The sequence below is a fragment of the Mesorhizobium sp. LSHC412B00 genome (genome assembly GCF_000503035.1).
In the GTDB taxonomy this organism is placed as follows: Bacteria; Pseudomonadota; Alphaproteobacteria; order Rhizobiales; family Rhizobiaceae; genus Mesorhizobium.
In genome coordinates, this window is the sequence record NZ_AYWB01000010.1 from 104,964 (window position 1) to 118,941 (window position 13,978).

At 61.3% G+C, this 13,978-nt stretch carries 15 protein-coding genes; 9 read left to right on the top strand and 6 right to left on the bottom strand.

Features of this window, described 5'->3' with window-relative positions:
- Positions 1-9: 9 nt before the first annotated feature.
- The 4 genes from X757_RS145825 to X757_RS145810 all read right to left on the bottom strand — a co-directional run bounded on the left by X757_RS145825 (position 10) and on the right by X757_RS145810 (position 3,452).
- A complete protein-coding gene (locus tag X757_RS145825) occupies positions 10-1,521 on the bottom strand; it encodes a type II and III secretion system protein family protein (protein WP_023726848.1) in 1,512 nt (503 codons plus the stop codon).
- Positions 1,518-2,330 carry a Flp pilus assembly protein CpaB gene (gene cpaB / locus X757_RS145820; RefSeq protein WP_023688721.1) on the bottom strand — a complete coding sequence of 271 codons (813 nt, stop codon included), beginning with the start codon at positions 2,328-2,330 and terminating at the stop codon, positions 1,518-1,520. Before cpaB ends, X757_RS145825 begins: the two co-directional genes overlap by 4 nt.
- Positions 2,331-2,533: 203 nt before the next feature.
- Positions 2,534-3,052 (bottom strand): prepilin peptidase, encoded by a 519-nt coding sequence (locus X757_RS145815; RefSeq protein ID WP_023699481.1) that lies wholly within the window; start codon positions 3,050-3,052, stop codon positions 2,534-2,536.
- Positions 3,053-3,263: 211 nt separating this feature from the next.
- Positions 3,264-3,452 carry a Flp family type IVb pilin gene (locus tag X757_RS145810; protein WP_023699479.1) on the bottom strand — a complete coding sequence of 63 codons (189 nt, stop codon included), beginning with the start codon at positions 3,450-3,452 and terminating at the stop codon, positions 3,264-3,266.
- A 346-nt stretch (positions 3,453-3,798) separates the two neighbouring features.
- Between X757_RS145810 and X757_RS145805 the strand changes: the two genes are divergently transcribed.
- The 3 genes from X757_RS145805 (at position 3,799) to X757_RS145795 (ending at position 5,659) form a co-directional block, all read left to right on the top strand.
- The gene (locus X757_RS145805; protein ID WP_023681988.1) at positions 3,799-4,221 is read left to right on the top strand and encodes a pilus assembly protein N-terminal domain-containing protein; all 423 of its coding nucleotides are present in this window, start codon (positions 3,799-3,801) and stop codon (positions 4,219-4,221) included.
- 166 nt (positions 4,222-4,387) lie between these two features.
- On the top strand, positions 4,388-4,993 hold the full coding sequence (locus X757_RS145800) for a TadE/TadG family type IV pilus assembly protein (protein ID WP_023699477.1): 606 nt from the start codon (positions 4,388-4,390) through the stop codon (positions 4,991-4,993).
- Between the two features lie 30 nt (positions 4,994-5,023).
- Positions 5,024-5,659: a TadE/TadG family type IV pilus assembly protein gene (locus X757_RS145795; protein WP_023699476.1), complete on the top strand. Its 636-nt coding sequence runs from the start codon at positions 5,024-5,026 to the stop codon at positions 5,657-5,659.
- 26 nt (positions 5,660-5,685) lie between these two features.
- Here X757_RS145795 and X757_RS145790 read toward each other — a convergent pair whose 3' ends face one another.
- Positions 5,686-6,639 carry a PhnD/SsuA/transferrin family substrate-binding protein gene (locus tag X757_RS145790; RefSeq protein WP_023726849.1) on the bottom strand — a complete coding sequence of 318 codons (954 nt, stop codon included), beginning with the start codon at positions 6,637-6,639 and terminating at the stop codon, positions 5,686-5,688.
- A gap of 175 nt (positions 6,640-6,814) precedes the next feature.
- Here X757_RS145790 and X757_RS145785 point away from each other — a divergent pair, with 175 nt between their 5' ends.
- The 4 genes from X757_RS145785 (at position 6,815) to rpsT (ending at position 10,176) form a co-directional block, all read left to right on the top strand.
- Positions 6,815-8,053: a phosphopentomutase gene (locus X757_RS145785; protein ID WP_023726850.1), complete on the top strand. Its 1,239-nt coding sequence runs from the start codon at positions 6,815-6,817 to the stop codon at positions 8,051-8,053.
- Positions 8,046-8,936, top strand: a complete 891-nt coding sequence (gene mutM, locus X757_RS145780) for a bifunctional DNA-formamidopyrimidine glycosylase/DNA-(apurinic or apyrimidinic site) lyase (RefSeq protein WP_023726851.1) — start codon at positions 8,046-8,048, stop codon at positions 8,934-8,936. Before X757_RS145785 ends, mutM begins: the two co-directional genes overlap by 8 nt.
- Before the next feature lie 40 nt (positions 8,937-8,976).
- A complete protein-coding gene (locus X757_RS145775) occupies positions 8,977-9,750 on the top strand; it encodes an enoyl-CoA hydratase (protein ID WP_023681994.1) in 774 nt (257 codons plus the stop codon).
- 159 nt (positions 9,751-9,909) lie between these two features.
- Positions 9,910-10,176 (top strand): 30S ribosomal protein S20, encoded by a 267-nt coding sequence (gene rpsT / locus X757_RS145770; protein WP_023681995.1) that lies wholly within the window; start codon positions 9,910-9,912, stop codon positions 10,174-10,176.
- Positions 10,177-10,202: 26 nt separating this feature from the next.
- Here the strand turns inward: rpsT and X757_RS1000000168035 are convergent, their stop codons facing one another.
- Positions 10,203-10,454: a hypothetical protein gene (locus X757_RS1000000168035; protein WP_156933448.1), complete on the bottom strand. Its 252-nt coding sequence runs from the start codon at positions 10,452-10,454 to the stop codon at positions 10,203-10,205.
- A 569-nt stretch (positions 10,455-11,023) separates the two neighbouring features.
- Between X757_RS1000000168035 and dnaA the strand changes: the two genes are divergently transcribed.
- Positions 11,024-12,568 carry a chromosomal replication initiator protein DnaA gene (gene dnaA / locus X757_RS145765; protein ID WP_031195619.1) on the top strand — a complete coding sequence of 515 codons (1,545 nt, stop codon included), beginning with the start codon at positions 11,024-11,026 and terminating at the stop codon, positions 12,566-12,568.
- A gap of 277 nt (positions 12,569-12,845) precedes the next feature.
- Positions 12,846-13,964 carry a DNA polymerase III subunit beta gene (gene dnaN, locus X757_RS145760; protein ID WP_023669575.1) on the top strand — a complete coding sequence of 373 codons (1,119 nt, stop codon included), beginning with the start codon at positions 12,846-12,848 and terminating at the stop codon, positions 13,962-13,964.
- Positions 13,965-13,978 lie beyond the last annotated feature (14 nt).

Here is a 13,978-nt window from a genome sequence, read left to right on the forward strand (position 1 = left end):
GCTCCCCGCTTACTTGTAGATGAAGCCGACAACGCCGTGGTAGCGGCCGTTGGGCTTGTCTGTCTGCATGGTGCCGTAGACGCGGTTGACGCGGCCAAGGAACATGGCCGGGCCATCGCCAGCGGCGTTGAAATTGTCATCCGGCTTGGCCAGGTCGTTGCGCGCCACCGGCCGCACCAGATAAGGCGTGATGATGATGACCAACTCGCTTTCGTTGCGGACGAAATCGCGGCTGCGGAACAGCGTGCCGAGCACCGGGATCTTGGTCAGTCCGGGCAAGCCGTTAACCGCCTGCCTGACGTCGTCGCGGACGAGGCCGGCTATCATCATCGATCCACCCGAAGGCAGTTCCACGGTCGTGTCGGCCAAACGTTTGCGCAGCGATATGACGTTGGTGTCTCCGAAAGAGACCGCGCCTTCGGTGGTCGGTTCAGAAACCGACGTCCTGACCTTCAGGCTGATGCGACCGGGCGACAGCACCACAGGCTGAAATTCCAGGCCGATGCCGTATTCGATTTTCTGAGCCGTCCAAACCCTGTCGGCATTCTGATTGGCGTCCGACTTGGCGTTTGTAACGGCGCTGACCATATTGTACTCGCCGCCGACCCTGAAGGTCGCCTTCTCGCCGGAGACGGCCGTCAAAGTAGGCTCGGCCAGCGTTTTCATGACGCCGGACTGCTCCATCGCAGTGATGTAGCCCTGCAGAGCCGAGGTGGCGAAATTGACCCCCGAACTCGACAACGGCTTGCCTAGGCCGGGGAAGGTGTCACTGGTCGCATTGAAGCTGATGCCGTTGGAGCTGCCTTTGCCAACCATGTTGACGCCGAGCTGCTTCATCACCGAGCGGCTGACTTCGGCCACGGTCACCTTCAGCGTCACCTGGTCGTCGCCGATGATCTGCAGCAGGTTGACGATCTTCGAGACCCGGCGTTCGGCATCCGGATTGTTGATGTCGACGCCGCCATTGGCATTGCCGCCCGCCGCGGTCTGCGAATACTGACCGGTCGTCGCTTCACCGCCGGACACGAAGATGGTTGCCAGATCGACGGCGCGCTTGGCATCGAGCGGCGTGTCCACCGTCCCGGTCAGGACGACGTTGTCGTTCAGCAACTCGACCTTGATCTCGGCATTCGGAAGGAAGCGCTTGAGATAATCTTCCAATCCGGCGACGTCGCGTTCGACGGCCAGATCCAGGCTGGCGATCTGCTTGCCATTGGGACCGAAGACGAAGATGTTGGTTTCGCCCACCGACTTGCCGAACAGATAGATCCGCCTTGCGGTGCGGGTCACCGCATCGGCGACCGCGGGGTTGGCGACCAGGATGTCGTAGGCGTCGCTCGGCAGATCGATGACCACCGATTTGTTGAGGCCAAGCTTGACACGTTGCGTGGCCGACGAGGCCGTGACCCCGACGCTCTTTCCGGCGGCCTTGGCGTAGACAAGGCCACTTGCATGGGCTCCGAGAAAAAGCAGGCCGATGGCCGCAGCCGTGGTGACCGGCAGTCTAGCGACTAACCTCATTTCCTTGCCCCTACTTCGGAAACTTCGCCCGATTTGATCAACCGCACCGTTCCGCGTCGCCCATTGCCGGAAACGAGGTAGTCGGCTTCATCGGTACCCTTTTCCTTGTTGTCGGTGATCGAGCGCAGCGCCAGCGTCAGGCGATCGGCCATCTGCTGGGCGACGGTGATGATCTCGGCCTGCTGCGGCGTCAGCTCCAGCGTCGCCGTCTGTCCGACCCTGGTCTTCTTGCCTTCCTCGTCCTCCTGGATGGTCTGATCGATCGCCAGGACGCGGATGTTCTTGAGGATGGTCTCGGTGGTGAATCCGCTACCGGCGTTGCCGGTGTCGGATCTGCGGGTCATGATGACGTCGACAAAATCGTTAGGCAGGATAAAGCCGCCTGCCGACGTGTCGGCCGAGATCGCGGTGGCGACGGCACGCATGCCGGTGGGCAGGATCGAAGACATGAAGCTCTGCCCCTCGCCGATCAGCTTGGAGCGCCGCAGCGGCTCACCGGTGTACATCGCCATGCGGGCGACGGAGCCCTTCAGCTTCTCCCGCGCTTCGGGTTCGGCGGCACGGGTGATGAAATTCGCATTGATGCCATCGGACGGCCAGGACTCCCAGCTGAGATTGTTTTCAAGCGGGCTTCCCATAGGCACGTCGCCGGAAAGCACGAGCACATCCTGCAAGGCGATGGCCGGCGCCTGCGGGGCATCGACGACGACCTGCTGGGGCGGGACCGCCACCATATTCTTGGCAACATAACCTGCACCACCCGCCGCGGCCACCGCCACGCCCAGAATGATCAGTCGGGATGCTGGCATCTGTCCGAACCCTCGCCTTTAGGCAACCACCTAGCCAGGCCGGACTTTGCAGCGGCAATCGTCAAAACAAGGTTAATACAATGCTTACGATCGTGATTAATTCAAGGTTTACATAATTACACGACCATGCTCCAACAAATGAAAAAGGCGGCTAAGCCGCCTCTTCAGGATCGATGCCGAAAGGGCAGAGGAGGTTCGCTACATCAGGTCGCCAACCTTGCCAATGCCCATTCCATCAAGGGCGAATCGGGATAGGTCAGCAGCCCGCCAATGCCGAGTGCGATGCCATAGGGAACGCCATTCATCTCGTCGGCGAAATGGCGCAGGACCGGATTGTGACTGGTGTAGGTCGCCAGCGGCGATTTCCGATAGAAGAGAATGGCGAGCGTCAGCATGCCACCGATGAACGTCGAAGCGACGAGGTAATTGACAAGGTGAATGTTGAGCCCCATCCAGATGGACGTGGCTGCCAAAAGCTTGGCATCGCCTCCGCCCATGCCGCCGAGCGCAAACAGACCGAAAGTCACGGCCAGCACCAGGCCGCCGGCGGCGAAATGCCAGCCGTAAGTTGCCCAGTCCATACCCGTCAGTGGCGCAACCACGGCAAAGACGGCCACAAGCAGCGCCGGCACCCGATTGGAGATTGTCATCGACAGCGCGTCGGAGATCGCCGCAAAAAGCATGCAAAACGGAAAGACAACGAAGATCAGCGCGTTGAGCATCGGTCTCTCATGGTTGGAAAGGCAACGATGGCTGCAGGTTAGGCGGCTTGGGTTAAGGATTGGTGAGTTCTGCTGATGCGGGGCAAATCCCGGGAAATGTTAGGGCGCCAAGCGGCGCAGCAAAGACCAAAGCCAAACGATCTTCAAAGACAAAAGGGCCGCCAGCGAGGCGGCCCTTCCAGTCTACCCGTCGAAACAGGATGCTAGACTATTACTTACAAGCAGCGTTCGTCGGATCCTTCACGCAATCCGCGATGTCCTTGAACTTGTTGTTCAGGGCATTGCCGAGCTGACCAGCGCCAACCATGATGGCAAGCGCGATGAGAGCTGCGATCAGACCGTATTCGATAGCGGTCGCGCCGGATTCGTCCTTCGCGAAACGTGCGATGAGATTAGACATTCGAGAGCTCCTACTCCACGTGTTACAGCACTTCCGTCAACTTCTGTGGTGGTTGATCGGATGCTGCCAATCTACGGAGAAGCTCTTTCAATCGGCTTAATAAACAGCCTTACCGATTCCTTTCCCGCTTCGAACAGCTTGCGTGGTTAACCGTAAACTAAACGCTGGAAAGTAGCTCGCCTGCCCGTGAAAAGCTGTAATCTCACGGCTATCGGCAGGATGCATTGTTATATTAGCTGGCAGCAAGATTGGTGCGAATACCCCGGCGACGGTCAAGGTTTAACCGTTGGTTCACCAATCTCCTTCATGTTTCTTTGAACAAGTTTTGCCGCTGTGGAGCGCCTTGATGACTGCCATGAAATCGTCATTCCTGCTTGTCGCGCTTCTCGCCGTCCCGGCTTTTGTGCTGCCGGCCAAGGCCGGAGCCGGCATCGAAGTGACGATGAATCAGGCCAAGATCGTCAAACTGACACGCCCCGCCGACACCATCGTCGTCGGCAATCCGGCGATTGCCGACGCCTCCGTCCAGGATGCATCGACGATCGTGCTGACCGGCAAGGGGTTCGGCGTCACCAATCTGGTTGTCCTCGACCACGATGGCAGCCCGATCGTCGACGAGCAGGTGACCGTGGTGCGCCAGGACGCGTCGTCCGTGCGTATCTACAGGCGCGCCTCGGTACAGACCATGTCCTGCACGCCCTATTGCGAAAGCTCGTACAAGAGCGACTCGGAAAAGTCGTCCGAAGCCGAGATGAGCGCTGGGCAGTAAGCGCCTCAGTTGGCTTGATTGTCTCGGGAAAGCCGCGTCGGTTAGCGGCCGGTTAATGTCGCCTGGTCGAATTTAACGGTCATTCAAACCGGAGCTAAATGGGTTCTTGATAGTGGTGCTGACGGTACCGCATCAGGATCGGTAGGAACGGGATAGGGGCGACGTTTTGGACGAGGATTCAGAACGCGAGATCTGCAAGGTCAAGGCAGGGCGCGTGACGTTTGCCCGTCTTTTCCTTGGTGATCGGCGCGGCAGCACGGCGATAGAATTCGCGATGCTTGCGTTACCGTTTGCGGCTCTCGTCTTCGCCATCCTCGAGAGCTGCGTTTCATTTGCCGGACAGGAGGTGATGGCCAACATCACCGATGATATCGCCCGTCAGTTGCGTACTGGCCAGTTGAGGCAAGCCGATGTGACGGAAGAGAAGCTGAAGGGCTTGGTCTGCGCCAGACTCGAGATCATTGTCGCGAAGGGTTGCCCCGGTTTGCTGGTGGATCTGCGCCCGTTCAAGACCTTTGCCGGGGCAGCCAGTGCGGGTTTCACGATTTCCGGCTCGACCATCACGCTGACGGGCAAGGATCCGGATACAGGCAAGGACCCGGCTTTCGGGACCCCTACAATAGGTCCGGCAGAATCAAAGAACATGCTGCGGGTCTTTTACCCTTGGCCGGTCATGACCGATTTCATGGCTCAATACATGTCGAATATGGATGGCGGCAAGACTCTGCATTACGCGACGACAACGTGGCAAAACGAGCCATTCGACAACTGAGTTTGCACGTGTAAGCAAAAGGAAAAGTGCATGTTTCGTGCGGGGGCACATCCGGGGATGTCGGTTGTCTGGAAGAGAGCGGCGCGGTTTTTTTCCGATCGGCGCGGCATAGCGGCCGTCGAGTTTGCCCTCATCGTGCCTGTCTTGCTGATCATGTATTTCATTACCATGGAGGCCTCGCAAGCCATCGAGGCCAGCAAGAAGGTCAGCCGCATCAGCTCCATGGTTGCCGACCTCGTCACGCAGCAAACGTCGGTGGTCAACGCAGATCTCACCGACATCATGAAGATCGGCAACTCCAGCCTTCAGCCTTACAACCGCTCGGTCGCCAATATCTCCATTACGGCAATCGACATCAGAACCGACCCGAACAATCCGATACCGCAAGCAAAGGTGGCGTGGTCCTGGAGCGTGCTGGATGGGAAGACTGGCCGCGACTCCAACCCGACAACTTCCACCACCGTTCCGGCGACGCTCAATGTTGCGGGGACTTTCCTCATTCGTGTCAAAACCACTCTAGCATACCAACCGATCATCTCCTGGTCGGAAGGCTCCGAAAAGCCGCTCGGATTTATCTCGGCCTTCAACAAAGGCAAGATAACGATGAGCGAAACCTACTATCTCAGGCCGCGCCGGGCCACGTCGATCCCCTGCAGCGATTGCTGAAGCAGTTCTACCCATTCAACCCGGGTTCATTGCGCGCCGCTGTCGGTGCTGCCCGACACCAGGCGCACGATGGAATCGGCCATCGCATAGTCACTCGCAGCGGCGAGCGTGAACCCTCCCGAATGTCTCGATTCCACGAAATCGTAGACTTCCGGCGACTGCGATCTGAGATTGGTGAGGAAGACGGTCAGTCGGCGTTTGGCTTCGGGGTCGAGATCGCTGCGGACGGCGTGAGGGCCGTATCTGAGCACGCCGGAGGTCCAGATGATCTGGAGCGCGGCTTCTGGAATGCCCGCCGCCTCCAGTCGCGCCGCCGTGCCGTCCGGATCAGCCGGCTGATCGCCAGCAATCGCCGTCCGGTTTTCCGCCGTGGCCCGCTCCCAGCCGAACAAGGCATCGGCCTGGCCATCGACCAGCATCGCTTCTGCGGCGGCAGCCGAGCCGGCATGAGCGAGGAATGGCGCATCCTGGCTGATCTTGATGCCGTCGGCCGCCAGCCCGGCGAGCGGTAGAAGCGAACCGCCGACATTGTCGGAAGGCGCCATGGCGATGCGGTGCGTTTCCAGGGCCGCGAGATCGGAAAGCCTGCCGTCGCGCGTCAAAAGCACGGAGCGGATGCCCGTGGCACCGTCGGCATCGACCGGCGCCACAAGAGGTTCGACGCAGCCGCAGCGCTCCGAGGCGGTGGCGTAGGCGGTCGCCGAATAGACCGCGTACTGAATCTGGCCATTGGCCTGTGCCTCTATCAGCGCCGCATAGTCATGCGCGACGACGAATTCCACCTTCATGCCGAGCGCCCTGCCGTAGGCGTCAGTCAGCATGGCCAGACCCGGAACCGTGTTGCCGGCGCCCGGCTCGGCAACGATGCCGATCCGAAACGTGCCGATCTGGTCGCGCCAGTCGGCGTGCGCGGCGAGCTGCGAGGCCAGCAGCGCTACAGTGGTCGCCAGTGCACTCCAACCGAGGTCAGCCCGTCTCATCGATCCATGCCCCGCACGCCGTTCCTTGAAGCGCATCGCATGTCTCAAGGATGCGTACAGCGCGCCTGCCCGACTTCGCGACCATCGCGTCAGGCCGTTGCCGCCTGGTTTACGATTTGCCAATGCCGCGACGGGACCTTATGTCTGGTCAACCAGACTGGCAATGACGGCACCGATGGCACGCGCTTTCCTCTTCGTTCTCGATTCTTTCGGCATTGGCGGCGCCGCCGATGCCGAACCCTATGGCGACGCCGGCTCGAACACATTCGGACATATCGCGCTGGCCTGCGCGGAAGCCCGCGCCGATCGCGAGGGCCTGCGCGAGGGACCGCTGAAGGTGCCCACCATGGTTTCGCTCGGTCTCGGCCGCGCAGCAGAAACCGCAACCGGCTTCCAATTCGACAGCAAAGCCGCTGTTTCAGCCTCCGCTTTCCACGGCGCCGCGCAGGAGATTTCGAGCGGCAAGGATACGCCGTCGGGTCACTGGGAAATCGCCGGGCTGCCCGTGCGGTTCGACTGGGGCTATTTCCCCGATAAGGTGCCCGCCTTCCCTGCCGAACTGACCGAAGCGATGATCCGCGAGGGCAAGGTGCCGGGCATTCTCGGCAACTGCCATGCGCCCGGCACCGAGATCATCGAGCGCTTCGGCGAGGAGCATATCCGCACCGGCCAGCCGATCTGCTACACCTCGGTCGATTCAGTCCTGCAGATAGCAGCGCACGAAGTTCATTTCGGCCTGGAGCGGCTCTACGAGTTCTGCAAGACGGTACGCCGGCTAGTCGATCCGCTGAAGATCGGACGGGTGATCGCACGGCCTTTCCTGGGCGAAACATCGGCCACCTTCGAGCGCACCTACAACCGCCATGACTACGCCGTGCCGCCGCCTGAGCCGACGCTGCTCGACCGCTTGACCGGGCGCGGCAGCCGGGTGATCGCGGTCGGCAAGATCGGCGACATCTTCGCCCACCGCGGTATCTCGGAAGTACGCAAGGCGCCCGGCAACATGGCAATGTTCGACAAGGCGCTGGGTGCGATGGACGATGCCGGCGACGGCGACCTGGTGTTCGCCAATTTCGTCGACTTCGACACCGATTTCGGCCATCGCCGCGACGTCGCCGGCTATGCTGCAGCGCTCGAAGCCTTCGACCGCCGGCTGCCCGAGGCACTGGCAAAGCTGAAGCCGGGCGATCTGCTCGTCCTCACCGCCGACCATGGCAACGATCCGACATGGCGAGGCACCGACCACACGCGCGAACGCGTCCCGGTCATCGGCACCGCACCGGGTCTCACGGGCGGCGACATCGGGCTCAGGACCACCTTCGCCGATATCGGCGAGACGGTCGCCGAACACCTCAAGCTGGCGCGCGGCCGCCACGGCGCTTCCTTCCATGCGGCGATAGGCGGCCATGCCTGAACTGCCCGAGGTCGAAACCGTCCGGCGCGGCCTGCAGCCGGTTCTGGAAAGCGCGCGGATCGTACGCGTCGAGGCGCGCCGGCCCGATCTCAGATTTCCGTTTCCGGCGAAATTTGCGCAGCGGCTGACCGGCAAGACGGTCATCGCGCTTGGCCGCCGCGCCAAATATCTCACCATACACCTGGACGATGGCCCGGTGCTGATCTGCCATCTCGGCATGTCGGGCTCGTTCCGCATCGAGACCGCCGATGAGAAAGAGACGCCCGGCACGTTCCATCAAGAGCGCTCGAAGGATGCCAAGCACGACCATGTGGTGTTCCATGTCGTGTCGCCTGTCGGCGTCCAGTCTCGCGTGGTCTTCAACGACCCGCGTCGCTTCGGCTTCATGCTGTTTGCGGAAGGCCTGGCCGACGCGCATCCGATGCTGGCGGGACTGGGCGTCGAGCCGACCGGCAATGCGCTGGAAGGCGCCCTGCTCGCCTCTCTGCTGAAGGGCCGCAGATCGCCGTTGAAGGCGGCGCTGCTCGACCAGAAGCTGATTGCCGGGCTCGGCAATATCTATGTGTCGGAAGCGCTGTGGCGCGCCGGCCTTTCGCCATTGCGCGAGGCAGGCACCATCGCCGGGACCAGCAAGAAGGCCAAGGAACAGAGCGAACGACTGGCCGGGGCAATCCGTTCGGTGATCGCCGATGCGATCGCCGCCGGCGGGTCTTCGCTGCGCGACTATGTGCACACAGACGGGTCGCTGGGCTATTTCCAGCATTCCTTCGCGGTCTACGATCGCGAAGGCGAGCCCTGTCCGACGCCCGGCTGTCGCGGCCACATCGAGCGCATCGTGCAAAGCGGCCGCTCGACCTTTTATTGCCGGACCTGCCAGCGATAAGCTAGACGGTCCGTCAGTGCCGCAACCAGGAGGCCAGCCCATGAGCTATGAAACCATCATCGTCGAGACGCGCGGCAAGGTCGGCCTGATCACGCTGAACCGGCCCAAGGCGCTGAACGCGCTGAACGCGCAGGTGCTGGCGGATTTGCTGACGGCGGCAAAGGGGTTCGACGCCGATCCCGGCATCGGCGCCATGGTCATCACCGGTTCCGAGAAGGCTTTTGCGGCGGGCGCCGACATCAAGGAAATGCAGGCCGTCACCTACGCGGAGGCCTATGTGCAGGATTTCTTCGTCGGCTGGGAAGAGTTTACCCGTGCGCGCAAGCCGATGATCGCGGCGGTCGCCGGCTATGCACTGGGCGGCGGCTGCGAACTGGCGATGATGTGCGATTTCATCATTGCCGCCGACACGGCGAAATTCGGCCAGCCCGAAATCACGCTCGGCGTCATTCCCGGCATGGGCGGGTCGCAACGGCTGACCCGCTTTGTCGGCAAGTCGAAGGCCATGGACATGTGCCTGACCGGTCGGATGATGGATGCCGCCGAAGCCGAGCGCAGCGGCCTGGCCTCGCGCGTCGTGCCGGCCGGCGAGTTGATCGAGGAGGCGATGAAGGCCGCGGCCAGGATATCAGAGTTTTCACTGCCATCGGTGATGATGGCCAAGGAGGCAGTCAACCGCGCCTACGAGACGACGCTGGCGGAGGGACTGCGCTTCGAACGCCGGCTGTTCCACTCGCTGTTTGCGCTCGACGACCAGAAGGAAGGGATGGCCGCCTTTGCCGAGAAGCGGAAGCCGAATTTCACCAATCGCTAGAGTGGCGGCGGCGAGGACCAAAAAGAAGCCAAAGCGGCGTTGACGCGCCGGAAAAGCTGAACTATAAGCCGCTCCAATCGAGGCGGCCGTTGGCTGCCCGTTTGTTTTTTGCGCCCTGCGGCATCCCGCATGCGCCCACCAGATCAGAAGAGAGGCATCATGGCCAATACCTCCTCGGCCAAAAAGGCAACGCGCAAGATCGCCCGCCGCGCAGCGATCAACAAGAACCGCCGCTCGCGCGTGCGTACATATGTCCGCCAGGTCGAAGAGGCACTGGCTGCCGGCGACAAGGCAGCCGCGCTGGAAGCCTTCAAGACCGCAGAGCCGGAATTGATGCGCGCCGCGACCAAGGGCGTGATCCATAAGAATACGGCATCGCGCAAGGTGTCGCGTCTGGCTCACCGCCTCAAGGTGCTGTCGGCCTGATCGACCGTTCCTGAACTGTCGTTCTTTCAAACCCGGCCAATCGCGCCGGGTTTTTTCGTTTGCCGGCAAGCACTTAAAAAGAACGGCCGCAAAGCATGCCCGAGCCGCATTCCAGAGTCCGGAATGCTTTGCCGGCACATACACTCCCACTGATATTCCAATCCGCCGAAACGGCCCACGCCAATAAATTTGGCTGTCACAAATTGCTGATATTTTTCAGCGACTTGCTGGAAGTGATCCACAGCTTGTTCACATCGCCTGTGGGCGACAGGCAGCAAGTTGGTGTCAAGCGAATTATTTCAGAAAATTTCAAACCGCACAGCCATTTTCATATTCGCGGCAAAAGGGTTTGAATCCCAATGGCTTTGTCAAAATATGCGCTTCCAGCACGGAGCCCGAACCGTTGTTCACTAACCAGATTCCTTAAAAATCCGTTAGAGGTGGCCTTGCCCTATCCACAGCGATTTCGGTAATGTCGATCTATCGAAAGGGACGGGCCATTAGCCCTTAACCCAGCCTGAATCGGCCAGCTAACAGTGGCAGAATTCATGACGTGGATCAATTCCGCGAACGGGTATGGCTTGCCTTTTCGATACGATAGGGGACTGGCGTAATTGTACATGGCAGCTTGATGGCGCACCGGCGTTTTCGCCGGGTAGCACCGCTTTGCCCGAACATGTCAGACGGACTGGCCTTAAGCAGCCGGGACCGATCCCATTCTGACGAGGCAACGTCATCCGCCGGCGGCGGCGGTGGTGTTGTAGCGAAGATACGGTCGCCGGAAACATGGGTGCAGGAGGCGCACTCCCGGCGGAAAAAAGGTACAAAGGAAAAGGGACGCACAATCATGCAGAGCGGCATCGAGCGGGAGCTTACGGGCGACCTGCCATTTCCCGGAACATTGGTCGGAGCGCACGATATGGCGGCTTCCAGCGACGCGGAACAGAAGTTCGACCGGGTCAAGGCCCAGTTGAAGGCGCGCCTGGGAACCGAGGTCTATTCGAGCTGGTTCGGCCGTATGAAGGTGGCTGAGGCTTCCCGGGGCATTGTACGCATCTCGGTGCCCACGGCCTTCCTGCGCTCGTGGATCAATGGCCATTATCTCGATCTCATCGCCGATCTGTGGAAGCACGAGGATCCCGAAATCCTCAAGATCGAGATGGTCGTGCGCACCGCGACCCGTCCTGCCCGCAATGGCGTCGAACCCGAGGCCGTGCCGGCGCGCAAGATGACCAAGCATACGCAGACCGCATTGGCGGCCGGCACGGTCGGCCCCGGCAGGGTGGAGCGGGCGCCCGCCCCTCGTCCCGGCACGCCGATCGAGAGCGAATTCCGGCACAATGTGCTGGGGTCGCCGCTCGACCCGCGCTACACGTTCGGCTCCTTCATCGAAGGCCCGTCGAACCGGGTGGCTTTCGCCGCAGCCAAAGCCGTGGCGGAATCGCAGTCGAGCGCGGTGCGCTTCAACCCGCTGTTCCTTCATGCAACCGTCGGGCTCGGCAAGACGCACCTTTTGCAGGCGATTGCGGCCGAATCCCTGAAACAGAACCCGAAATCGCGCGTCGTCTATCTGACGGCCGAATATTTCATGTGGCGCTTCGCCACCGCGATCCGCGACAACAATGCGCTGACGCTGAAGGAACAGCTGCGCGACATCGACCTCTTGATCATCGACGACATGCAGTTCCTGCAGGGCAAGTCGATCCAGCACGAATTCTGCCATCTCATCAACATGCTGCTCGACAGCGCCAAGCAAGTGGTGGTTGCCGCTGACAGGCCGCCGTCGGAACTGGAATCGCTGGAACCGCGGGTGCGCTCGCGCCTCAATGGCGGTGTCGCGCTGGAAATGTCGGCGCCGGACTTCGCCATGCGCATCGGCATGCTCAAACTTCGGCTTGCCACCGCCAAGGTCGACGATGCATCGCTCAATATTTCGGAGGAGATCCTCAACCATGTCGCCCGCACGGTAACCGGCAGCGGTCGTGAGTTGGAGGGCGCGTTCAACCAGCTGCTGTTTCGTCAGTCGTTCGAGCCGGCGATCACCATCGACCGCATCGACGAAATCCTCGGCCACATCTATCGCTCTGGCGAGCCGAAGCGGGTGCGCATCGAGGACATCCAGCGCATCGTGGCGCGCCACTACAATGTGTCGAAGACCGAGTTGCTGTCCAACCGGCGCACGCGCACCATCGTGAAGCCCAGGCAGGTCGCCATGTACCTGTCGAAGGTATTGACGCCGCGCTCGCTGCCGGAGATCGGCCGGCGGTTCGGCGGGCGCGACCACACCACGGTGCTGCATGCGGTGCGCAAGATCGAGGACCTTTCCGGCGTCGACAACACGCTGGCGCAGGAACTGGAACTGTTGCGCAGGCTGATCAACGACCAAGCCTGATCGGCGCGGCAAACGGTCGTCGCGCTTTAAATTTTCTTGTTTTGATGCATGTCGTTGTCCCAAAACCGCTGCGCAGTTTTCGGCGACATGCATCGGTTGCCGGCCAACGTCCGCTTTATCCCCAGAAAGCCCGCTTAACCGGCGCGAACCGGTGGCCCGGACTTGCGTTTGCTGGCTTTTTCCTGTCAGTTTGCATAGATTCTGAGCCTGTTCAGACCTTTCGCGGGGCGCCGCCCACTGGTGACCCGTCCATTCATTCAAGCGAGCCTGTTTCGTCATGCGTGTTATCCTGGAACGGTCCAATCTCCTGAAGTCGCTCAACCACGTTCATCGCGTGGTCGAGCGGCGCAATACCATACCGATCCTGTCGAACGTGCTGCTCAGCGCCGAGGGCGCCAGCCTTGAAATGAAAGCCACCGACCTCGACCTCGAAGTGACCGAAGCGACGCCGGCAAAGGTCGAGCGCGGCGGGGCGACGACGGTTCCGGCGCACCTGCTCTACGACATCGTGCGCAAGCTGGCCGACGGCGCCGAAGTGATGCTGAAGACCGACGAGGACGGCAACGCCATGACGGTAACGTCGGGCCGCTCGAGCTTTCGCCTGCAATGCCTGCCGCAGTCCGATTTCCCGGAGCTTTCGGCGGGATCCTTCTCACACATCTTCCGGCTCGATTCCGTCGCCCTGAGAGGCCTTATCGAAAAGACCCAGTTCGCCATCTCCACCGAAGAGACGCGCTACTATCTCAACGGCATCTACCTGCACACGCATGAAACTGGCGGCAAGCTGAAGCTGCGTTCGGTGGCGACCGACGGCCACCGCCTGGCGCGCGCCGAGATCGACGCTCCGGCCGGGTCCGAAGGCATGCCGGGCATCATCATTCCGCGCAAGACGGTCAGCGAGTTGCAGAAGCTGGTCGACGATCCCGATGTCGCGGTGACCACCGAATTGTCCGACACCAAGATCCGCTTCACCATCGGCAGCGTGGTTCTGACCTCGAAGCTGATCGACGGCACTTTCCCGGACTACCAGCGCGTCATTCCGACCGGCAACGACAAGAAGCTGATCATCGACCGCCAGAGCTTCGCCGCCGCCGTCGATCGCGTCTCGACCATTTCCTCCGAGCGCGGCCGCGCGGTGAAGCTTTCGATCACCGAAGGCCAGGTGACGCTTGCCGTCAACAATCCGGATTCGGGCAGCGCAACCGAGGAACTGGCCGCTGATTACTCCTCAGACCCGATCGAGATCGGCTTCAACGCCAAATATCTGCTCGACGTCGCTGCTCAACTGACCGGCACGGAAGCCAAGTTCATGCTGGCCGATGCCGGCTCGCCGACGCTGATCCACGACATGGCCGATGAGACCGCGCTCTACGTGCTGATGCCGATGCGGGTGTAGCCGCACTGCGGCAC